Source organism: Vreelandella boliviensis LC1 (genome assembly GCF_000236035.1).
GTDB lineage: Bacteria > Pseudomonadota > Gammaproteobacteria > Pseudomonadales > Halomonadaceae > Vreelandella > Vreelandella boliviensis.
Genome location: NZ_JH393257.1, coordinates 1,407,741 through 1,427,996, shown reverse-complemented (window position 1 = coordinate 1,427,996; position 20,256 = coordinate 1,407,741). Strand labels below are relative to the sequence as shown.

At 56.0% G+C, this 20,256-nt stretch carries 19 protein-coding genes; 7 read left to right on the top strand and 12 right to left on the bottom strand.

All coding sequences use genetic code 11. The features are described 5' to 3' along the window. Window positions 1-37: 37 nt before the first annotated feature. Window positions 38-667: a c-type cytochrome gene (locus KUC_RS06330; protein ID WP_007112315.1), complete on the bottom strand. Its 630-nt coding sequence runs from the start codon at window positions 665-667 to the stop codon at window positions 38-40. Between the two features lie 341 nt (window positions 668-1,008). Between KUC_RS06330 and yihA the strand changes: the two genes are divergently transcribed. After that, window positions 1,009-1,647, top strand: a complete 639-nt coding sequence (gene yihA, locus KUC_RS06325) for a ribosome biogenesis GTP-binding protein YihA/YsxC (protein ID WP_007112314.1) — start codon at window positions 1,009-1,011, stop codon at window positions 1,645-1,647. Here yihA and KUC_RS06320 read toward each other — a convergent pair. The 8 genes from KUC_RS06320 to KUC_RS06290 form a co-directional block, all read right to left on the bottom strand. Further along, window positions 1,620-2,384, bottom strand: a complete 765-nt coding sequence (locus tag KUC_RS06320) for an HAD family hydrolase (protein ID WP_007112313.1) — start codon at window positions 2,382-2,384, stop codon at window positions 1,620-1,622. The two genes, yihA and KUC_RS06320, sit on opposite strands and share 28 nt — an antisense overlap. A gap of 14 nt (window positions 2,385-2,398) precedes the next feature. Further along, the gene (locus tag KUC_RS06315) at window positions 2,399-3,343 is read right to left on the bottom strand and encodes a tyrosine recombinase XerC (protein ID WP_040479735.1); all 945 of its coding nucleotides are present in this window, start codon (window positions 3,341-3,343) and stop codon (window positions 2,399-2,401) included. Beyond that, on the bottom strand, window positions 3,333-4,046 hold the full coding sequence (locus KUC_RS06310) for a DUF484 family protein (RefSeq protein WP_007112311.1): 714 nt from the start codon (window positions 4,044-4,046) through the stop codon (window positions 3,333-3,335). Before KUC_RS06310 ends, KUC_RS06315 begins: the two co-directional genes overlap by 11 nt. 16 nt (window positions 4,047-4,062) lie before the next feature. Continuing rightward, the gene (gene dapF / locus KUC_RS06305) at window positions 4,063-4,896 is read right to left on the bottom strand and encodes a diaminopimelate epimerase (protein WP_007112310.1); all 834 of its coding nucleotides are present in this window, start codon (window positions 4,894-4,896) and stop codon (window positions 4,063-4,065) included. Further along, window positions 4,896-6,167 carry a diaminopimelate decarboxylase gene (gene lysA, locus KUC_RS06300; RefSeq protein ID WP_007112309.1) on the bottom strand — a complete coding sequence of 424 codons (1,272 nt, stop codon included), beginning with the start codon at window positions 6,165-6,167 and terminating at the stop codon, window positions 4,896-4,898. The genes dapF and lysA overlap by 1 nt, the downstream gene beginning before the upstream one ends. A 46-nt stretch (window positions 6,168-6,213) precedes the next feature. Beyond that, complete coding sequence (lptM, locus tag KUC_RS19280) at window positions 6,214-6,345, bottom strand: LPS translocon maturation chaperone LptM (RefSeq protein ID WP_007112308.1); 132 nt, start codon at window positions 6,343-6,345, stop codon at window positions 6,214-6,216. Then, complete coding sequence (gene argH, locus KUC_RS06295; protein WP_007112307.1) at window positions 6,342-7,745, bottom strand: argininosuccinate lyase; 1,404 nt, start codon at window positions 7,743-7,745, stop codon at window positions 6,342-6,344. The genes lptM and argH overlap by 4 nt, the downstream gene beginning before the upstream one ends. An 82-nt stretch (window positions 7,746-7,827) precedes the next feature. Continuing rightward, a complete protein-coding gene (locus KUC_RS06290; RefSeq protein WP_040479733.1) occupies window positions 7,828-10,632 on the bottom strand; it encodes a bifunctional diguanylate cyclase/phosphodiesterase in 2,805 nt (934 codons plus the stop codon). A gap of 135 nt (window positions 10,633-10,767) precedes the next feature. Between KUC_RS06290 and hemC the strand changes: the two genes are divergently transcribed. From hemC to KUC_RS06270, 4 genes are read left to right on the top strand one after another with little or no spacing between them, the layout of a single operon-like run. Next, complete coding sequence (gene hemC, locus KUC_RS06285) at window positions 10,768-11,712, top strand: hydroxymethylbilane synthase (RefSeq protein WP_007112305.1); 945 nt, start codon at window positions 10,768-10,770, stop codon at window positions 11,710-11,712. Continuing rightward, complete coding sequence (locus KUC_RS06280) at window positions 11,709-12,488, top strand: uroporphyrinogen-III synthase (protein ID WP_007112304.1); 780 nt, start codon at window positions 11,709-11,711, stop codon at window positions 12,486-12,488. The genes hemC and KUC_RS06280 overlap by 4 nt, the downstream gene beginning before the upstream one ends. Before the next feature lie 13 nt (window positions 12,489-12,501). Then, window positions 12,502-14,031, top strand: coding sequence for a uroporphyrinogen-III C-methyltransferase (locus KUC_RS06275; protein WP_040479730.1), 1,530 nt, complete (start codon window positions 12,502-12,504; stop codon window positions 14,029-14,031). Then, complete coding sequence (locus KUC_RS06270) at window positions 14,028-15,305, top strand: heme biosynthesis HemY N-terminal domain-containing protein (protein WP_040479725.1); 1,278 nt, start codon at window positions 14,028-14,030, stop codon at window positions 15,303-15,305. The genes KUC_RS06275 and KUC_RS06270 overlap by 4 nt, the downstream gene beginning before the upstream one ends. Window positions 15,306-15,440: 135 nt before the next feature. Here the strand turns inward: KUC_RS06270 and aroQ are convergent, their stop codons facing one another. Further along, window positions 15,441-15,887 carry a type II 3-dehydroquinate dehydratase gene (gene aroQ, locus KUC_RS06265; RefSeq protein WP_040479722.1) on the bottom strand — a complete coding sequence of 149 codons (447 nt, stop codon included), beginning with the start codon at window positions 15,885-15,887 and terminating at the stop codon, window positions 15,441-15,443. Window positions 15,888-15,945: 58 nt separating this feature from the next. Then, window positions 15,946-17,307: a 2-oxoadipate dioxygenase/decarboxylase HglS gene (hglS, locus tag KUC_RS06260; RefSeq protein WP_007112298.1), complete on the bottom strand. Its 1,362-nt coding sequence runs from the start codon at window positions 17,305-17,307 to the stop codon at window positions 15,946-15,948. 202 nt (window positions 17,308-17,509) lie between these two features. Here hglS and KUC_RS06255 point away from each other — a divergent pair, with 202 nt between their 5' ends. Both KUC_RS06255 and KUC_RS06250 read left to right on the top strand, forming a co-directional pair. Beyond that, window positions 17,510-18,364: a DUF72 domain-containing protein gene (locus KUC_RS06255; protein WP_007112297.1), complete on the top strand. Its 855-nt coding sequence runs from the start codon at window positions 17,510-17,512 to the stop codon at window positions 18,362-18,364. 154 nt (window positions 18,365-18,518) lie between these two features. Further along, window positions 18,519-19,862, top strand: a complete 1,344-nt coding sequence (locus tag KUC_RS06250) for a sodium-dependent transporter (protein WP_040479719.1) — start codon at window positions 18,519-18,521, stop codon at window positions 19,860-19,862. A 106-nt stretch (window positions 19,863-19,968) separates the two neighbouring features. Here KUC_RS06250 and KUC_RS06245 read toward each other — a convergent pair whose 3' ends face one another. Beyond that, complete coding sequence (locus KUC_RS06245) at window positions 19,969-20,184, bottom strand: PA3496 family putative envelope integrity protein (RefSeq protein ID WP_007112295.1); 216 nt, start codon at window positions 20,182-20,184, stop codon at window positions 19,969-19,971. Window positions 20,185-20,256 lie beyond the last annotated feature (72 nt).

Here is a 20,256-nt window from a genome sequence, read left to right as displayed (position 1 = left end):
TGCTTATTTCCAGTTTGAAACGATCTTGTTGAAAACGTTAGTTCAAACCCAACAAATAATTAGCCACTGCTTCCATATCGTTGTCGCTCATTTTTGAAGCGATGTCGCCCATGATATTGTTGGGACTATTGTTACGATCACCTGCCGCGAAATCCTGCAGCGTTGAGACCGTGTACTCAGCGTGCTGACCAGAAAGGCCTGGATAAACGGCGCTACCGATCCCAGCCCCCGTTGGTGTGTGGCAGGCAGCACAGGCGGGGATGCCTTTCGACATATCGCCAGCGCGGTAAAGTTCTTCACCGCGTGCCAGTAGTTCAGCGTCTTCGTCGCTGGTTTGCCCCAGATTGGCATCCTGGCGCGCGAAGTGTGCCGCGACATCCCAGGCGTCTTGATCGGAGTAGTTATCCACCTGACCGGCCATTTGGGCAACCACACGGTTGCCGTCGCGGATATCCATAATCTGTTTAGCCAGATAAGACATCTGCTGACCCGCTAGGTTAGGGAAAGCGCCCGATGGGCTAATACCCTGCTGCCCATGACAGGCGGCGCAGGTTTGGGCCATTTCCTGGCCAGCGGATGCGTCTGCATCAGCTTGGTAGTCTGTTTGAGCGTGGGCGATGCCAACGGCGCCCATGGTAATTGCTAGGCTTGCCAGTAACTTTCTCATTGCTATTCCACTATGCCGTTTTATGTTTGACTGGTACGCACTCTGGGCGCTTCCCAGGCTTCACAAGTTACCAGGGTTAGCTCCGCCAATACCAACAACGTATCGCGATGGTACACTAGCGCCTCAGGTCGCAGATATAATCCGCTTGCATTATAACGAATCACCCCAGCGGCGGGAATGCAAGTACTGGCCTGCTTTAGGGGTAATTCGTCGCGGTACTGCTCTCAATTCTCTATCATGAGTCGCTATCATGCGTTCTACGTTACCTGATAGTGAGGCAATAATGAGGTGGTAGTACGCAGAGTAGGCCGCTTTTATGTTCGTTTTTCAGGATCAACCCCATGACTACCCCCAATGATAGCCCAGTCCCTCGGCTGAACTACCCGACGGCAAGTTTTCTTATCAGCGCCCCCACCCTGGCCCTATGCCCGGATGATACCGGCGCTGAAGTCGCCTTTGCCGGGCGTTCAAACGCAGGCAAATCCAGTGCTATCAACGCATTAACGCAACAAAATGCGTTAGCGCGCACCTCGCGCACACCGGGGCGCACCCAGCTGATCAACTTCTTCAGCGTGATGAACGACGAGGCACGGCGTTTGGTCGACCTGCCGGGCTACGGCTACGCCAAGGTACCGGAGGCGGTCAAACTAGAGTGGCAAAAGCACCTAGCCGAGTACCTGCGCAACCGTTTTAGTCTACGCGGCTTGGTACTGCTAATGGACGTGCGTCACCCGCTCACCGAGTTCGACCAAATGATGCTCGACTATGCCGACCAGCGCGGCATGCCGGTGCATATTTTGCTCACCAAAGCCGACAAGCTGAAAAAAGGGCCTGCCAGCGCGGCGTTGCAAAAAGTACGCTCGCAGTTGAAGGAGTGGGAAGATCTCGTCTCCGTTCAACTATTCTCTTCACTCAAGCGCGACGGCGTCGATACGCTGTCACAGAAACTCAATCAGTGGCTGTATACACCACCTGAATGATGTTGTCTCTTTTCTAACTTCTCAATCACGCCGGGCAGCTCTTTAATATGGGCTATTCGATGCACTCGCGGGGGCAGTGCTCGATCCCCCAGTTCAGAAATCCATACCGCATGCATGCCCAACTGCTGGGCGGGGAGCACGTCCTCCTGCCAAGAGTCACCCACGTGCATGGCGCATTCAGGGGCCACGTTTAAGCGCGACAGCGCGGTGAGAAACGGCGTCGGGTCGGGCTTTGGCGCCAGCAACTCGCCCGCAGCAATGGCGACCGGAAAGTAGCTGGCCAGCGGCTGACGTTGAAGATGAATATTGCCGTTAGTGATCGCCGCCAACTGATAGCGCTCCGTCAAGGCGGCCAGCAAACCGGCTGCTTCAGGGTGGGGCGTAACCTGCACGCGCAGGCGGTGAAACTCATTCATCGCCGATGCTGCCCACATCAACGCAGCACTGCGGTGCAAACCTGCTTCTTCTAACTGGGCCTCCAGGGCGCGCAAACGCAGCCAGGTGAAATCACCGCGCCGTTCGGGCACTTCTTTGGCCAACTGTTGACGACGCTGCAAATAATCTTGCCCGCCACCTTCGTGGGATAACGCCAGAGCTGTTTCCTGGCGTGCCGCTCGCCATGCCTCAAGCGCCTCCAGCAGCCAGCGGTAATGCCCCTCTTCGGTACGCGCCATCACCCCGTGGTTATCCCACAGCGTGTCATCGAGATCGAAGGTTATTGCCTGCAGCATCGTCATGGTTTGCTCCTGGGCTATTTGTTTCTGTTTTCGCCGTTTCTGGGATTGGGGCTTCTTTTAGCGCGTGGATGTGCGGCATCGTAGCTGGTCGCCAGATGCTGCCAATCAAGTCGGGTGTAGATTTGCGTGGTCGACAGATTGGCGTGCCCTAACAGTTCCTGCACGGCGCGCAGATCCTGGCTCGATTCCAACAGGTGACTGGCAAAGGAGTGGCGCAAACGGTGCGGGTGCAGGTGTTCAGGCAAGCCGCGGGCAATCGACAGCTGCGCTAAGCGCTTTTGAATAGCGCGATGGCCCAAGCGCTGTCCGCGCTGGCCCACAAATAGCGCCTGCTCGTTAATGGGTGCGAGTGCTGAGCGGCACCCCAGCCACTCAGCCAGCGCCTGCTGGGCGCGACGCCCTACCGGTACCTGGCGCGGTTTGCCGCCTTTGCCGATTACCCTTACCCGGCTGTTTTGCAAATCGCCCAAATCAAGCGCCGCAAGCTCCGCTAAGCGCAGGCCGCTGGAGTAAAACAGTTCTAGAATAGCCTGATCCCGCACGCCCAATGGAGAGCCATCGTGTGGAGTATCAAGAAAGCGCGCCAGGGCATCGACATCCACTGGGCGCGGCAGGTGACTGGGCTGCTTGGGCGTGCGTAGTAAACCCACCGGGTTATCGACCAGCACGCCCTGCTTGACCAAGTAATCGGCGAAGCGTGACAGTGCCGCCCGACGCCTAGCCAGGCTTCTAGGCGCCAAGCCCCGGCTGCGTTCCGACCCCAAAAACGCCCGCAGTAGTGCGGTATCTAACGCCGCGGGATCCGTCACATCGCGACGCTCGGTGAAGTTACACAGCGCGGTGAGATCATGCCGATAAGCCTCTACGGTGGCAGGGCTAGCATGGGACGCCAGCGCGGCTAGAAAGGCCTCAACGCGCTTGGCTATCGGCGTATCAAGCAGCGGCGTCTCATTCACCATGATCGCCCAGACGAACGAGCAGGCGCGCGACGATATCGCCCAAGTACTCGGTGAACAGCGTATCCATACTGGCCCGGTAAGCATCGGGGCTGGGGCTGGCTAGCAGCAAATAGCCCAAAGGATCGCCCGCGGAGAGGCGCGAAATAGCGCAGGAACCCGCTTTACGGGGCGCTTTAACATGGGGCAGCAGGCATTTCCAGTCGCTGACGCTAAGCTTAACGCAGCGGCTGGTACGGCCATCCAACAGCGCCGACAGCCGCGTACTGGCGTGCTGATCAAGCACATGGCGCGGCGGCTGAGGAGGCGTCGGCTCACTATCGCTTAACGTGGCTGGACACCACAGCGCCATGGCGGGGGTTTCAAAGCGCTCGCTGAGCTGGGTGGCCAACGCCTGCGCCAGCGCATCGCGATCTGGCGCTTCCACTAGCGCTATCAACGTTTCGCGCAGCCGACGGTACTGGGACTCATTATGGCGGGCAGTTTCCAGCAGGTGTTCCAGGCGACCTTCAGCGGTTTCAGCGCGCTTGCGTAGGTCTAACACCAGGCGCTCTAGCAGTGACACCGCCCCGTCGATATGCGGGTGGGGCACCTGCAGCTGTTGGAGCAGCCCTTCGCGGCCAACGAAAAAATCGGGATGGCGCGCCAACCAAAACGCCACTTGATCAGGCTCGAGCGTTTTGCGGGGTTCGGGGGCTTGTGACATCGCCGTTCTCCTCGAATTAATTAAGTGCTACGCGGCCATCGAAGACGCGTGTAGCTGGCCCCACCATCGTTAGCGCCCCTTCAGGGTCAGGCCACTCAATGCTGAGCTCTCCACCGGGTAAATGGACTTTTACGGGACTTTTCAGCAGCCCCTGGCGAATGCCGCTGGCCACCGCGGCGCAGGCACCGGTACCGCAGGCCAGCGTTTCACCGCTGCCGCGTTCATACACGCGCAAACGAATTTCACTGGGCGAGAGCACCTGCATAAAGCCCACGTTAACACGCTTGGGAAAACGCGGATGCGCCTCTACTAAAGGCCCGAGGCGTTCGACCGGGGCATCATCCACATTGGCGACCTGAATCACCGCGTGGGGGTTGCCCATAGAGACCACGCCGATCTGCAGCGTTTCATCGCCCACTACTAGCTGGTGCAGCGGTTGGTCCCCTGGCGCATCGAACGGCAGCGCCAGAGGGCTAAACCGCGGGCGGCCCATGTCCACTCGTACCATACCATCGTGCTGAACGGTGAGTACCAAGGGCCCACCGGCAGTTTCCACATGAATTTCATGCTTATGGGTTAGCCGCTGGTCGCGCACGAAGCGAGCAAAACAGCGCGCGCCGTTACCGCAATTTTCCACTTCACTGCCGTCGGCATTGTAAATGCGGTAGCGAAAATCCATCTCCGGATCCCGGGGCGGTTCGACCACCAATAGCTGGTCAAAGCCAATGCCAAAGCGTCGGTCAGCTAGCGCGCGAATTTGCGCTTCGTCCAGCCGCGCGCGCTGAGTGACCAGATCCACCATGACAAAGTCATTGCCCAGGCCATGCATTTTGGTGAAGTGTAACAGCATTAGCGCCCCCCTTCGGGCAGCAGCGCTTCACCCGCCCATAGACTGGCAACGGTTTCCCGCGCGCGCACTAGGTGGCAGCTGTCGCCATCGACCATTAACTCGGCGGCACGCGGGCGGCTGTTGTAGTTCGACGCCATAACAAAACCGTAGGCACCCGCAGAACGCACCGCCAGCAGATCACCTTCGGCAATCGCCAGCTCGCGCTCTTTACCCAGAAAGTCGCCCGTTTCACACACCGGGCCCACCACGTCGTAGAGGGCGCTTTCCCGCGCCTGGCGAGTATCCACCGGCACAATCGCCTGCCAGGCTTGGTACAGCGCCGGGCGAATCAGGTCGTTCATGGCCGCATCGACAATGGCGAAGTTCTTGGTCTCGCCGGGCTTGAGAAACTCTACCCGAGTGAGCATTACCCCGGCATTAGCAGCAATGGAACGACCAGGTTCAAACAGCAACGTAAGCGCTTCGCCGCCTTCCCAGCGGGAAAGCCGCGCCAGCAGTTGGCTGGCGTAATCAAACGGCTGGGGCGGTTTTTCATCGCGGTAAGGCACGCCTAAACCACCGCCTAAATCAAGGTGCTCGATTTCGATTCCCCGCTCACGCAGGCGCTCCATAAGCACCAGCAAACGATCAAGGGCATCTAAAAACGGCGCAGTCTCAGTAAGCTGCGAGCCGATGTGGCAGTCGAGACCTTTCACCTGCAAATTGGGCAGGCTTGCGGCTAGTTCGTAAACCGTCACTGCTTCATCCACCGGGATGCCGAACTTGTTGTCCTTCAAACCGGTGGAGATATATGGATGGGTACCCGCGTCTACATCCGGATTCACCCGCAGCGAAACCGGCGCTATTTTGCCCAGCTCACCGGCGACGCGATTCAAGCGCTCAAGCTCGGGGCCTGACTCAACGTTAAAACACTTAATGCCCACTTCCAGCGCACGAACCATTTCATGGGGCTGCTTGGCAACCCCGGAAAACACCACCTTTGCCGGGTCGCCACCCGCCTTGAGCACGCGTTCAAGCTCGCCGATGGAGACAATATCGAACCCTGCACCCAGCTTGGCTAACAGGCCCAGCACGGCCAGATTGGAGTTGGCCTTCACCGCATAACAAATCAGGTGCGGGTGACCACCCAGTGCTTCGGTATAAGCGCGAAAGTGTCGTTCAAAGGTCGCTTTTGAGTAGACGTAGCAGGGCGTGCCGTACTCGTCGGCAATCCGTGACAGCGGCACATCTTCGGCGTACAGCACGCCATCGCGGTAATTAAAGTAATCCATGGTGCTCTCCCCTTATTATGAACCTGCGTCCTGGGCCTGCAGCTCTCTATTCAGACGGCTGGGCAGGCTGCTCGTCAGCGGGTGCATCTTCCGGCAGATAAAGCGGCCCTTTTTGCCCACAGCCTGCCAATCCGGTTAACAGCAACACCGTAAGGGTCATGATTGCCAACGTTTTCATGCGCCCGCCTTGAGCGCACTCAGCGTCTCACGCGCTCGCTGTGCAGCTGCCCGCACTTGGTTGGGCGCGGTGCCGCCAATATGGTTACGCGCGGCAACTGAGCCTTCCAGGGTTAACACCTCGAACACATCCTGCTCGATGGTATCGGAGAACTGTTTGAGCTCATCCAGGCTCATCTCAGACAGGTCTTTTTCGCTTTTAAGACCATAGGCCACCGACTGTCCGACGATTTCGTGGGCATCGCGGAAGGCCACGCCTTTACGCACCAGGTAGTCGGCCAAGTCAGTCGCAGTGGAGAAACCACGCCGTGCCGCTTCATACATGCTGGCTTTTTTGGGCTCAATCGCGGGCACCATATCGGCGAAGGCTTTTAGGCAATCACGCACGGTATCTACCGCATCGAACAGCGGCTCTTTATCTTCCTGGTTGTCTTTGTTGTAGGCCAGCGGCTGCGACTTCATCAGCGTTAACAGCGACATCAGGTGGCCATAAACACGACCGGTTTTACCGCGCACCAGTTCTGGCACGTCAGGGTTTTTCTTCTGCGGCATGATGGATGAGCCGGTGCAGAAGCGGTCAGGCAGATCGATAAAGTTGAACTGGGCGCTGGTCCACAGCACCAGTTCTTCGCTCATGCGCGACAGGTGCATCAATAGAATGCTGGCAAAGCTGGTGAATTCGATGGCGAAGTCACGATCTGAGACCGCGTCCAGGGAGTTCTCCGTGGGGCGGTCAAAGCCCAGAAGCTCTGCGGTCACATGACGGTCAATCGGATAGGTGGTGCCGGCTAGTGCGGCGGCACCCAGCGGCATGACGTTGACGCGCTTGCGGCAGTCCAACAGGCGTTCGTGGTCGCGAGCCAACATCTCTTGCCAAGCTAGAATATGGTGGCCAAAGGTGACCGGCTGGGCAGTTTGCAGGTGGGTAAAACCGGGCATAATCGTCTCAGCTTCACGATCCGCCAGTTCGATCATGCCTTCACGCAGGCGTTTCAGCTCCACTTCGATAACGTCTATCTCATCGCGCATAAACAAGCGGATATCGGTGGCGACCTGGTCGTTACGCGAACGCCCGGTGTGGAGTTTTTTACCGGTAATGCCGATCTTTTCGGTCAGCCGCGCTTCGATGTTCATGTGCACATCTTCCAGCGGCACCGACCAGTTAAATTCGCCGCGCTCGATTTCGCCCTGAATCTCGTTCAGACCGTTAATAATCGCATCACGCTCGTCATCGGTGAGCACGCCTACCCGAGCCAGCATAGTGGCGTGGGCGATGGACCCCTGGATGTCCTGGGGGGCCAGGCGCTGGTCGAAATTAACGGACGCGGTGAAGCGTGCAACAAAGGCATCGGTGGGCTCGCTAAAGCGACCGCCCCAAGATTGATTCGTGGCTTGGCTCATCGAAGATATTTCCTGCTAACAAAACAAAGGAGTCGTTAACAGAAAGTGTACCAGAGTCGCCCCGGTCAGCGGCACGCCGTTTTTATTTATGCGGTGGCTGAGAGTGTGACGTTATGACAGCAGGTGGTTTGTGCAAAAATTCGCGCAGGGCACCTAGGGGCATGGGCCGGGCAAAGTAGTAGCCTTGGAAGTAGTCGCAGTGGCGCTGTTGAAGATAGCCAAACTGCTCTGCCGTCTCTACGCCCTCGACCAGCACCTCTAGCCCCATTTTTCCCGCCATGGCGACCACGCCATCGATAATAGCTGCATCGTGGCGGTCAGAGATCACATCGCGCACAAAGGAGCGGTCAATCTTGATGCGGTTAATCGGCAAGCGTTTCAAATAGCTTAGGCTAGAGAAGCCGGTGCCAAAATCGTCTAAAGCAATCTGAACGCCCAGCGCCCGTAAGTTCTTTAACGCCTGGATCGCTTGTTCGGCGCTATCCATCAGAACCCCCTCGGTAAGCTCTAGCTCTAACAGCACTGGCGTTAGGCCGCTGCTCGCCAGCACCTGCTCAATGGAGGCGAGGAACCCGGGGCGTTGAAACTGCATAGGTGAAATATTGACCGCCATGGTGATCTCGCCCAACCCCAGGCCATTAAGCTGCTGGGCATCGCGGCAGGCGGTGGCCAACACCCATTCGCTGATGGGAATAATCTGGCCGGTATCCTCGGCAAGGCTAATAAAATCAGACGGCGGGATATTGCCGCGCTCAGGATGCTGCCAGCGGATCAGCGCTTCAACCCCCACCACACGACCGCTCGGCGCGTGGATTTGCGGCTGATAATGAAGCTCAAACTGTTGCTGCTCAATGGCTTGCTGAAGCGCGCTGCGTAAGCTGACCCTTTCGCTCACTTTGCGATTCAAGTCTTCGGTATACCAGTGGTAGGTATTACGCCCCCGACGCTTGGCCTTATACATGGCCAAATCCGCCTGCTGGATAAGCTGGCGTGGGTTTTTCATGCTGCCATCATTGATGGCAATCCCGATACTGGCGGTAATACGCAGCTCGCTGCCGCGATACCAGTAGGGCGGTGAAAGCCCCCGAAGAACGCGCTCTACTACTTGGATCACATCATCTTGGTGAGCTAGATCCGGCAGCAGCACAACGAACTCATCGCTACCAAAGCGCGCGACGGTGTCCCAGGGGCGCAGTTCATTTTCCAGCCGCTTGGCAACCTCAACCAGAATAAAGTCGCCCACCTCATGGCCCAAGGTATCGTTAATCGGTTTAAAATCGTCCAGGTCAATAAACAGCACGGCTATGTAGCGCTGGTAGCGACGTGCCAACACACATCCTTGCTCTAAGCGCTGACCAAGCAGCAAACGGTTGGGTAGCCCCGTCAGGGCGTCATGGTGGGCGTTATGGGCTAGCTGGGCCTGATATTCGCGCTGTTCAGAGATATCGTTCTGGACGCCGATAAAGTGGGTCACTTCAGCGTTCTCATCAAGAACGGGCGAAATGTACAGGTCGTTCCAAAAAACCGTGCCGTCACGCCGATAGTTACGGATGACCACATGCACTTCGCGCTGTTCGACAATCCCTGCGTGCAGCTGTTTGATAGTAGCGGGATCAGTCTCGTCACCCTGGAGAAAACGGCAGTTGTGCCCCAGCACCTGGTTACGCGCATAACCGGTAATGCGCTCAAAGGCGGCGTTAACGTAGACCATAGGCAGGTCACTGCGCTGGGCATCTACAATCACTACCCCGTTGGTGCTCGACTCAACGCTGCGCTCCAGCAGTTTTAGCTGATGCTCGGTCGCTTTACGCTCGTTAATATCGCGGAAATAGACTGCAAGCCCTTCAGATGACGGATATACGTGCACCTCAAGCCAACTATTAAGCCGGGGATTGAACGCTTCAAAATGTACCGCTACTTGTTGGCTCGCGGCGCGCTGATACTCTTTCTGAAATCTGCTGCCCACAGCGTCGGGAAATATCTGCCAAATGTGCTGGCCTAGCAGTTCGCCTTCACGGCGCTTCAACGTGCGCTCAGCCTCACGATTAACGTAACTAAAACGCCAATCAATATCCAGGGTAAAGAAACTGTCGGTGATGCTATCAAGGGTCATGGTAAGCCGGTGCGCAAGCTGGGTAAGGTTTTCGCGTAGCTGCTTTTGCTCAGTAATATCCTGCGACGCCCCCTGCACCTGAATGATGCGGCCCTCTTCATCGCGCACCGCTTTACCAATCGCACGCACCCACAGATGCCTACCTTGGCGGGTAATCACCTCAAGCTCGTCATCAAAACTAACGCCGTACTCACAGCAGGCTTTAAATGCCGCCATTAGGCGTTCCCGTGACTCAGGTGCATAGAAAGCGAACGCCTCCTCAACGCTGGGCTGAAACCCAGCAGGCATACCGTGAATATGGCTCAGTTCATCCGACCAGATAGGCTTACCACCTGCTAAGTCCACGTACCAGCCGCCAATCAGGGCGGTTTCACCGGCAATTTTGAATAGCCGTTGGTTGCGCAACAACTGCTCATCGGCTGCCTTACGGCGTGTAATCACCCGGGCGATCACATAAATCACCCCCTCTCCCAATGAAGGCGTAATTTCTAACCAATGCTGCTTGCCGGTTGCGGAAACGGCGCGCACCTCAAAGGGGATAACCTTTTCGCCTTGATGCATACGCTTTAACGCCCGCTCGATCACCGGGTGATCAAGGGGATTGACGACGACGCCACAGGCACGACCGATCAATTTTTCGGACGAATACCCCAGTAGCGTCTCGAAGGCTGGATTGACTTGCAGCAGCGTGCCTTCAAAGTTGATACAGCAGAACAGATCCCGAGAAAGCAGGAAAAACTGGTCAAGCTGGCCGTGGGGTAACACTAAGGACATAAGATTTCCTAGGGAACGAATAAAACACATTACGGGAGCATAATTAGTTCCGTTATTTTTACTGTGGCGTTCGGTGCTTTATGATGACACTTATCATAGCTTGACTCGCCGTGTCTGCGGTATAGGGAGAATAACGTGCTATCAATCACAAAACTGCGCATTGCCACGCGTAAAAGCCAATTGGCCATGTGGCAGGCGGAGTACGTTCGAGACCGCTTAATGGCGGCCCACAACGGCCTTGAGGTCGAGCTTGTGGCACTGTCTACCAAGGGCGACAAAATTCTCGATACACCGCTTTCAAAAATTGGCGGTAAAGGGCTGTTCGTCAAAGAGCTTGAAGATGCCATGCTGGATGGGCGTGCCGATATTGCCGTCCACTCAATGAAAGATGTACCTATGCACTTCCCCGAAGGGCTGGGTCTGTCGGTCATCCTAGAGGGCGCCGACCCTACCGATGCGTTTGTATCCAACCACTACTCTAGCATTGATGAACTTCCCGAAGGGGCTCGCATTGGCACCGCCAGTTTACGCCGTGGGCTGCAGATGCGCGAAGCCCGCCCCGACCTGCAAATTCTTAACCTGCGCGGCAACGTGCAAACGCGACTAGGTAAATTAGACGCGGGCGAATTTGATGCCATCATCCTGGCGACCTCCGGCCTCAAGCGGCTGGGCTTGAATGAACGGATTGCCCAGGCACTGCCGCCGGAAGTGTGCCTGCCCGCCTGCGGCCAAGGCGCCCTAGGCATTGAGTGCCGCCTGCATGATCCCGAACTGATTGCTTTGTTAGCCCCGCTTGATGATGCTGATACCGCGACGCGCGTGCGTGCAGAACGGGCCATGAACACGCGTTTAGAGGGCGGCTGCCAAGTACCCATTGCGGGCCACGCGGTGCTGGATATTGAAAATGAAACCCTGTGGCTCCGCGGCTTAGTCGGTAACCCAGAGGGCACGGAAGTGCTGCGCGCCGAAGGCCGCGGTTCGATGCATGAGCCCGAAGCGCTGGGCATTCGCATTGCCGAAGAGCTGCTCGACCAGGGCGCTGGCGATATTCTGGCCGAGGTTTACGGCCGCGCCATATGAGCCAACCGGTACTGATCTGTCGCCCCGGCGAGCGCGGTGAAGCGCTGGCAGCTGCTCTAAGCGAGCGGGGCGAGAGCGTTGAATCACTCAAGGTGATGCAACTTGAAGCCTTGCCAGAAAACCCCGAAATGCGACGTATCTGGCTGGATATTGATCAGTACCATAAGATAATAGTCATCAGTCCCTTTGCGGCCTCTTGCTTAAGCGAAGCGATGGATCGCTTCTGGCCACAGCTGCCTATTGGCATTGACTACTACAGCGTTGGCAGCGCCACCGCGGCGACACTTTATGATCAGTTGGGTGTCCGCGTGCATGTGCCTTCGCCAAGTGCGGGTGAAGATACCAGCGAAGCACTGCTTGCGCTTGCCTCACTCCAACAGTTAGCGCACCAGCGTATTCTACTGGTGGCGGGCGAAGGTGGCCGCCCGCTGCTCGCTGAAACGCTTGCCGAGCGGGGGGCACAAGTGACTCGCGTGGCAGTGTATCGACGCACTTTTCACCCCCTAGCACCTGATCTGCAAACGCGCCTTTCTTCAGGTAATTACCGGGCGTTGATCGTCACCAGCAGCGAACTGCTGGAACATCTGGCAAAATGGTGCAATCAAGCGGCCTTGAACCAACCGCTAATCGTTTCCAGTCGCCGTTTGGCTACACTGGCTGGCATACTGGGTTTTTGCGACCTCAAGGTGGCGTCTGGAGCTACGCCAGCTGCGTTGATAGCGGCGTTGGAGACCTGCGACCCACAGGGTGCCGATGTCGATCAAGGAACTTACTAAGGGCTAGCGACACATGAGCAAACAAGTAAACGATCAGGACGATGTACAACCGACGTCCACCGATGCCTCTCAAGGCGTCCCTAAAACGACCGACAAAGCAGCTTCCACGACCGACGCGACTGAACCCAGTACGCCGACCACACCACCGAGCTCAACTTCACCTGCTCAAAGTGGTGCTAAAAATAGTCGGTCGCGGCGGCGTGGAAAGGGCTCGTCAGCTGCGAGTTCAACCGCTGCTAGCAGCGCTACCAGCACGGCTAAACCGGCAGATACCACGACAAGCAGTGCGAGCGCCCCTAGCACGCCTAAAGAGAGCGCCAGCAGCGTGACCTCACCTTCACCGAGTGCAGCTCAACCAAGCCCCTCTTCCTCAAGTGGGTCAGCCTCTAGCTCGCTATCTTCAAGCGCCACCTCGTCAAAGTCGACCAGCGACAAATCATCGGCGGGCACCACACCGCCCACCGGCCACAAAGGCAATGGCCAGAGCAGTGGTGGCAAAAGCGGGGGTGGCAAAAGTGGCGGCCTTGCGATTGCCCTGGTGATTATCCTGGCGATTGCCTTGGCGTTCGTCGCTTGGCAAGGTTGGCAACGCCTGGATAGTCAACAGCAGCGCCTCGACGAACTGGCGCAACAGGCTGAAGGTAGCGCCTCGCAACAGGCGGTTAGCGACCTTGAATCACGCATAGATAGCGGTGAAGCCGAGCGCGATGAAGCGCTGCAGAGCACTTTGGGTGACCTGCGTGATGAATTTGACAGCTACCGCAGCGACGTCGATGGGACCCTGGGCCAAGTGCTGGATCAGCTCTCTCAAGAGCAGGACACCGACGAGCGCGAGTGGCTGCATGCCGAAGCAGCTTACCTGCTGCGTTTGGCCAACCAGCGCCTACAGCTTGAAGGCGATGTAGATGGCGCGGCAGCGCTGCTGCGTACCGCCGATGCTCGCTTGCTCGATGCCGACAACCCTGCTTTAACACCCGTACGCGAAGCGATTGCCAGTGAGCTAGCCGCCCTGGACGCCGTTCCCCGTATTGACCGCACCGGTCTCTACTTAGCGCTCAATGCCCAGCAAGAGCGGATTTCCTCCCTGCGCCTCTCCCAGGAAATTGAGGAGCGCCCTGTGACCTCGAGCGTCGAACAGCCGCCTACCGGTACCTTCCAACGCCAGTTGGCGCGCTTCGGTGAACAGCTCAAAGACTTGGTGGTGATTCGCCATCACGACGAAGCGCTAGAAGCACTCATTACCCCAGAGCAAGAGTCTTATCTTCGCCAAAGCCTGCGCTTGGTGCTTGAGCAGACCCAGTTAGCCCTGCTAAACGAAGAGAAAGAGCTTTATGACGCGAGTATCGACAAAGCGCTACAGCTCCTGAACGACTACTACGACACCTCTCGCGAAGAGACGCAAAGCGTTATTACGCGCCTTCAAGAACTGCAACAAGCCGAGGTTAAACCGGAGCTGCCCGATATCAGTGCTTCACAGCAGGCGCTCGCACGCTTTATCGAGAACCGCTATGAGACGCGTGGCCAAAGCGGAGGTGATTCATGAGAAAGCTTGTTCTCCTCATTGTCGCAGGCCTCGCCGTCGGGGCCCTGTTTGGGCACCTGATGATGTCGGTGCCCGGCTACTGGCTGATCCGCGTGGGCGACTCTTCCATCCAAACATCGTTTTGGTTTGGTCTAGTCCTGTTGTTTGCCGCCTTTATCGTCCTACACTTTGTACTGCGCTTACTCAGCGGCATTATTCGCCCCATGGGGCGTTTTCGCAGCTGGAACAGCCGCGCCCGTAACCGTCGCGCCATGCAGCGCACCGTGCGTGGTTTGGTAGCGCTGACCGAAGGCCGCTGGAAAAAAGCCGAAAAAACACTGGTTAACGCCGCCGATGATTCCAGCACACCGCTAGTCAACTACCTATCCGCAGCGCTGGCCGCCCACTACCAGGGCCACCACACGAAATCCCAGGAGCACCTGAACCAAGCCCAGCTAACTACCGACGGCGCCGAAACGGCCGTTGGCTTGATGCAGGCGCAAATGATGATTGAGCGTCAGCAGCCGGAAGAAGCGCTGGCGATTCTTAATCGCCTGGATAAGAAACTCTCTAACCACCCTCAGGTGCTCAAGCTACTAAAGCAGGTGCATTTAAGCGTCAACGATTGGGAAGGCTTACGGCGTTTGATTCCACGTTTGGCGGCGCAGAAGCTGATCTCTCAGCAAGAGCGTGACCAGTTGGAGTTTAAAGCCTACCGCGAGCTGATCGTGTTTGAAGCCCAAAACCCTACCAATATTGAGCGGGTACGTGGCCTTTGGGCCGATATGCCCGACTATCTGCGTGGCAATACCGAGCTGATCGTACTCTATACCGAGGCGCTGATTCAGGCCAACGAAGAGCCGATCGCCGAACGTCTGCTCAACCACTCGTTGGATAACCATTGGGACGCACGTTTAGTAAAACGCTACGGCCTGCTAAATGTGGACGCCGCTCGCCAACTTGTAAAAGCCGAAAAATGGCTGCAGGAGCGCCCCAACGACCCCGAGCTACTGCTTACTTGTGGTCGCCTCTCGTTGCGCACCGGCCAATGGCAAAAGGCACTAGAGTACTTTGAAACCAGCCAGCGGCAGCGCCCCAATGGCGAAGTATGCGCCGAGCTCGCCCGCCTCTATGCAAGCCTTGGCGAGCATAATAAGAGCCAGCTCTACTACCGCCACAGCGTTGAAATGCTGGCTAAATCACTGCCATCGTTACCGCAACCCAGCGATGCTAACGACAGCAAAACACCAGATAGCAAGCAAAAAGACAGCAAGACCATTAAGAAGAGCGCCTAGCAGACAGGCGTTGCTACGTTGTAAACACCAAAACGGGGTGCCTTATGAGGCACCCCGTTTTGCTTAGTAGCACTGAACGGATAATCAAAGCCTAGGCTCAAGCCTGAAATGCCCTTATCACATCAAAGCCTAGGCTCAAGCCTGAAATGCCCTTATCACCGCCTCTAGCGCCGCGCGATAACCCTGCACGCCTAATCCTGCTATCACGCCATCGGCGCGTAGCGATACATAGGAGTGATGGCGAAAGGCTTCGCGCTTGTGAACATTGGACAAATGCACCTCAACCACTTTTCCCTCAAAAGCATTGAGGGCATCAAGAATAGCGACAGACGTATGTGTATAGGCAGCAGGGTTGATAATAATTGCATGGGTGCCATCCAGGCGCGCGGCATGGATGGCATCAATCAGTTCGCCTTCATGGTTACTTTGTAGACAATGGATGTCCCAGTCGGCCATCACCGCTTTCTCACGCAAGAGGTTATTCACATCGTCTAACGTCTCGTACCCGTATATCTCTGGCTGACGGCTACCCAGCAAGTTTAGATTGGGACCATGTAATACCAATACCTTTCCTTGACTCATAACTCTCTTCAACCTTATGTATTAGGGGATAAATCGCCGATATAGCCTGTTCTAGCACTTAACCCGACAGTTGCGCCAGCGCCTGTTCAAGCGATGCCTGTTGGCGCTGGGCATACAGCGCGATTTCATCGATTACAGCACTCCCTAACGCCTGTTCAAACTCTTGCTGGCTTGCGCTGCTGGCGTAGTGGTCGTGACTGCTTCCACCCAGGTTGGACTGAAAAATACCGGCTGCACTTACGGGCAAGAAATCTTCATAAATCATGGGGATAACGCTAAGAGCGCCCTGCTCGATTAGGCTTTCCACCTGCTCAACTGAAATCGGCCCTTGAACAGATCCACCCTGCACCGCCTGATAGTGGAAAAACGCTAACCCTTCACAGCGCAGGGTTTCATATGCATCGGGAAACGCTTTAAACACGTCAGATAAATGCGCTTGATGGGCATCATTATTAGCTACTGCGGGTGCGCTTTCCTTGGCAACTGCTAGCAGTTGGTCATATAGCTCGCGCCCTTTGCGCGTTAAGGCGATGCCGCGCTGTTCGATTTCGCCAAAGCGGGCGGTGTGTTTACCCTCAGCAGCGTCCGCGAAAGCGATCGTCTCCTCCAGTGCTTTGAAGCTGGTTTGGCGTAGTAGGATGGGACAGTCGCGACGCGGCGGGCCTTCAATAGTCACTTTAGGGTCAATGCCGACGGTCGGCATACGCCGCTGAACTTCATCAATATCTAAGGTTCGCGGCGTTAGGTGGTTAATGTGCGGGCCGCGGAAACAGACCACGTCGGCGATTAAGCGGTGCTCATCATGCAAACGCTCATAGGTAGCCAAATCGACCGTGGCGTTGTCGTGCCAGCGGAACGTTTCCAACGCTTCCTGCACAAACTGCTCGGCATCAAAGGCACTTAGGCCGCCCTGTTGCTCAAAACGCTCAATAAGCACTTTGACGTTAGCGGTGAAGATATCGCGGGCTTTTAAAATCTCACTCGCCTGCTCTCTGAGCTCCACTTTTTCAATCAGCTCAAGGCGCAGTAACGAGGTAAACACACGAAAGGGATTACGCTTAAGCGCCTCATCCGACACCGGCCGAAACGCGGTGGAGTGAACCGGCACGCCCGCCGCGGCTAGATCATAGTAGCCTACTGGTTCCATACCCATTACGGCGAACATTCGCCGCAGCATAGCAAGCTCGCCCGGGCTGCCCACACGAATAGCACCGTGGCGTTCAACGTTGATACGCGCTAGCTCATCACTATTTTGCAGTTGACTATTTAGCCCAGGATTAGCGGCTAACACCGCTTGGTTAACCGCCTCTGTCAGCGACAGCAAGGTGCCGTATTGCGGCACCTCCTGCTGATACATTGCCGACATCGCACGGGAAAACTGGTCGCGGATTTCATCACTGCTAACGTAAACTGAACTCATCGGGCTGCCCTATTCGTAAACGACTATACCTGCCCATAAAGGGCTATACCTACATAGTAGCGCTATCGGCGTCTTAACAATTTCACTTTTTCCGCGCCTTGCTATAAATAAAAACCATATAAAAGCCACCATCAGCGCTTAACGGGCAGGGCTCTGAACCTGTTACATTAGCACTTGATCTTGTTGACGTAGGCTGGCACCCATGACGCTTCCTCTTTATCTAGGCTTGCCTATGTGGGCCAATCAAGACTGGTTAGGCAACCTTTACCCACGCCATGCCAAAACCGAGCTGTTAAGCGATTACGCCGCGGTGTTTTCCAGCGTAGAGGGCAATACGACCTTTTATAGCGGCACCCCCAAGCCGGAGACCATTGCCGCCTGGGCGCGCCAGGCACTGCCCCCCTTTCGCTTTTGTTTTAAATTACCTGCCAGCATCACCCACGATCAGCGGTTAACGCGCCTGGAAGACGCTTGGGCATTTTTAGCGGCGCTAGAACCGCTTCACGACCGCCTTGGGCCAACCATGGTGCAACTACCGCGGGATTTTGGCCCACAAGAGCTTCCCCAGCTTGAAGCGCTACTCGCCGCTTGGCCCGTTCATTTACCTTGTGCGGTCGAGGTTCGCCACCCAGAGTTTTTCCACAAAGGGGCCGCCGAGATGGCCCTTAACCGCCTGTTGATAACTTATTCGGCCAACCGAGTGATGCTCGACGTGCGCCCGCTCTTCTCAACCCCGGCAAATGGTCACGTGGGCCTGGCCAACGCTCAGCAAGAAAAGCCGAAACTCCCACTACACGTGCTTTCCACGGCAAATTATCCGGTGATTCGTTTCATTGGCCATATTGACAAAACGATTAACAGCAGCTACTTCACCGCCTGGAAAGACCGCCTAAAGCTGTGGATAAATCAGGGGAAAACCCCTTTCTTATTTGTGCATACTGCGGATAACCGCGAGTCTCCCCACATGGCCCGTTTACTCTATAACGCGCTAGAAGAAGTAACGCCATTGCCCCCACTTGGCCCCTTCGCCGGTGAAAAGCAAAGCCAGCTGTTTTAGTGCGCCTTTTTAGGTGGGCTAACTGGCATGCTTCCTTTCGATCAGATAAATTGCGCTTACTTTCGGAAAAAGACGCCGACAACGACTCATTTTTCCGAAAAAACGGTGTATCGCACCGAAATACTCATTACAACTGATTAAAAGAAGGTGTGTCATGGCAAAACTTGCACATGCACAATGGTCATCTCGGATGACTTTTGTGCTGGCCGCTGCTGGCTCAGCGGTTGGTCTCGGGAATATTTGGCGATTTTCTTACATGGTGGGCGATAGCGGTGGTGCCGCGTTCGTGTTGGTCTACTTAGCGTGTGTAGCGTTAGTAGGCTTACCCATTTTGGTAGCAGAGTGGATGATTGGCCGCCGCGGTCAGAAAAATCCTATCAATACCATGGCAGAGCTGGCCGCTAATCATGGCAAATCCCCAGCCTGGGCGCTAATCGGTATTAGCGGCGTGTTGGCGGCCTTTTTGATTTTGTCGTTTTACAGCGTTATCGGTGGCTGGTCACTAAACTACACCTTAAGCTCGGTACTCGGTTCCTTTGATGGCCAAGATGCTGACAGTATTAGCGCGCTGTTTGGAGGTATGCTTGGCAGCCCTACCACACTACTGCTATGGCACACGGCGTTTATGGTGCTAGTCGTTGGCATTGTGGCTCGCGGGGTCACCAAAGGCTTGGAGAGCGCCGCTCGTCTGATGATGCCTGCACTTATCATTTTGATGATAGTACTGGTCGGCTACGGCATGACAAGCGGCTATTTCGGCGAAGCGCTGGCCTTTATGTTCCGCCCAGATTGGAGTGCGTTAACAGGTGGCGTCGTGTTGGCCGCAATGGGCCAAGCCTTTTTCACTCTGTCGTTAGGTATGGGCATTATGATGGCTTACGGCTCCTACCTAGGTGAAGACGTTAACCTGATCAGCACGGCACGTACCGTTATTATTTTAGACACTGCCATTGCGCTGCTAGCTGGCTTAGCGATCTTCCCGATTGTATTTGCCAATGGCTTAAGCGCGGGTGAAGGACCTGGCTTGATCTTTGTCACGCTGCCACTGGCTTTCGGTAATATGGCGGGCGGTACGATTCTGGGTCTGATGTTCTTCCTGCTATTAACATTTGCTGCGCTGACCTCAGCGATTTCACTACTCGAACCCGTTGTGGAAACGCTGGAAGAACGCACGCCCATGAGCCGCATAGTAGCCACACTGGTAAGCGGTATTGCTGTTTGGCTATTAGGCGTCGCGGCGCTGCTATCATTCAACGTGTGGTCTGAGGTGCTGTTCTTGGGCCTCAATATTTTTGACCTGTTGGATACCTTTACCAGCAAAATCCTACTGCCGTTGACGGGCTTGGGTGCCATCGTGTTTTTTGCTACCTGCCTGGATAAAGAAGAATCGCGCAGAGAGCTTAATATGGATGTATACGACTACAGCCTATGGAACTTGCTTGCAAAATACGTAGCCCCACTGGCCGTCATCACGGTCTTTGTAGCTGGACTTATCTAGCACTAGGGCTGTTTTAGCCAAGCCAGCATGCGCCCTGCTGATTGTATAGCAGGGCCTGTACTCCATTAAACAGTGTTCCTTAAACGCCTACATTGGCTATTAACACTTAGTGCAATTCGCTCTCTTGCCGATCTTCATCGGCCAAGGGGGCGATATCCCGCGATAACTTCTGAAACTCCCGATGAAGCTCAATACCACGCCGCGCTCTTAAGCTGCGTTGGGCTGCGCTGCGCTGGCGCTGAACATGCTCATCCACTTCCATACTCATAAAGATATCGAGCAATTCGCTTTTAACCGAGGTGATTCGTTCGACGTTTCTCATAATCGACGTTCCTCCAGATGAATATGCCTTCGTCCACCTGCATCCGTGACGACTGTTATGATGCAGTGCGGC

Excerpts from the sequence above, each read along its gene's own strand:
- KUC_RS06310 (WP_007112311.1), bottom strand. The coding sequence starts at position 4,046 with ATGTCACAAGCCCCCGAACCCCGCAAAACGCTCGAGCCTGATCAAGTG.
- dapF (WP_007112310.1), bottom strand. The coding sequence starts at position 4,896 with ATGCTGTTACACTTCACCAAAATGCATGGCCTGGGCAATGACTTTGTC.
- KUC_RS06290 (WP_040479733.1), bottom strand. The coding sequence starts at position 10,632 with ATGTCCTTAGTGTTACCCCACGGCCAGCTTGACCAGTTTTTCCTGCTT.
- aroQ (WP_040479722.1), bottom strand. The coding sequence starts at position 15,887 with ATGAGTCAAGGAAAGGTATTGGTATTACATGGTCCCAATCTAAACTTG.
- lysA (WP_007112309.1), bottom strand. The coding sequence starts at position 6,167 with ATGGATTACTTTAATTACCGCGATGGCGTGCTGTACGCCGAAGATGTG.
- KUC_RS06255 (WP_007112297.1), top strand. The coding sequence starts at position 17,510 with ATGACGCTTCCTCTTTATCTAGGCTTGCCTATGTGGGCCAATCAAGAC.
- KUC_RS06315 (WP_040479735.1), bottom strand. The coding sequence starts at position 3,343 with ATGGTGAATGAGACGCCGCTGCTTGATACGCCGATAGCCAAGCGCGTT.
- hglS (WP_007112298.1), bottom strand. The coding sequence starts at position 17,307 with ATGAGTTCAGTTTACGTTAGCAGTGATGAAATCCGCGACCAGTTTTCC.
- KUC_RS06245 (WP_007112295.1), bottom strand. The coding sequence starts at position 20,184 with ATGAGAAACGTCGAACGAATCACCTCGGTTAAAAGCGAATTGCTCGAT.
- lptM (WP_007112308.1), bottom strand. The coding sequence starts at position 6,345 with ATGAAAACGTTGGCAATCATGACCCTTACGGTGTTGCTGTTAACCGGA.
- KUC_RS06270 (WP_040479725.1), top strand. The coding sequence starts at position 14,028 with ATGAGAAAGCTTGTTCTCCTCATTGTCGCAGGCCTCGCCGTCGGGGCC.
- KUC_RS06320 (WP_007112313.1), bottom strand. The coding sequence starts at position 2,384 with ATGACGATGCTGCAGGCAATAACCTTCGATCTCGATGACACGCTGTGG.
- yihA (WP_007112314.1), top strand. The coding sequence starts at position 1,009 with ATGACTACCCCCAATGATAGCCCAGTCCCTCGGCTGAACTACCCGACG.
- KUC_RS06280 (WP_007112304.1), top strand. The coding sequence starts at position 11,709 with ATGAGCCAACCGGTACTGATCTGTCGCCCCGGCGAGCGCGGTGAAGCG.
- argH (WP_007112307.1), bottom strand. The coding sequence starts at position 7,745 with ATGAGCCAAGCCACGAATCAATCTTGGGGCGGTCGCTTTAGCGAGCCC.
- KUC_RS06275 (WP_040479730.1), top strand. The coding sequence starts at position 12,502 with ATGAGCAAACAAGTAAACGATCAGGACGATGTACAACCGACGTCCACC.
- KUC_RS06250 (WP_040479719.1), top strand. The coding sequence starts at position 18,519 with ATGGCAAAACTTGCACATGCACAATGGTCATCTCGGATGACTTTTGTG.
- KUC_RS06330 (WP_007112315.1), bottom strand. The coding sequence starts at position 667 with ATGAGAAAGTTACTGGCAAGCCTAGCAATTACCATGGGCGCCGTTGGC.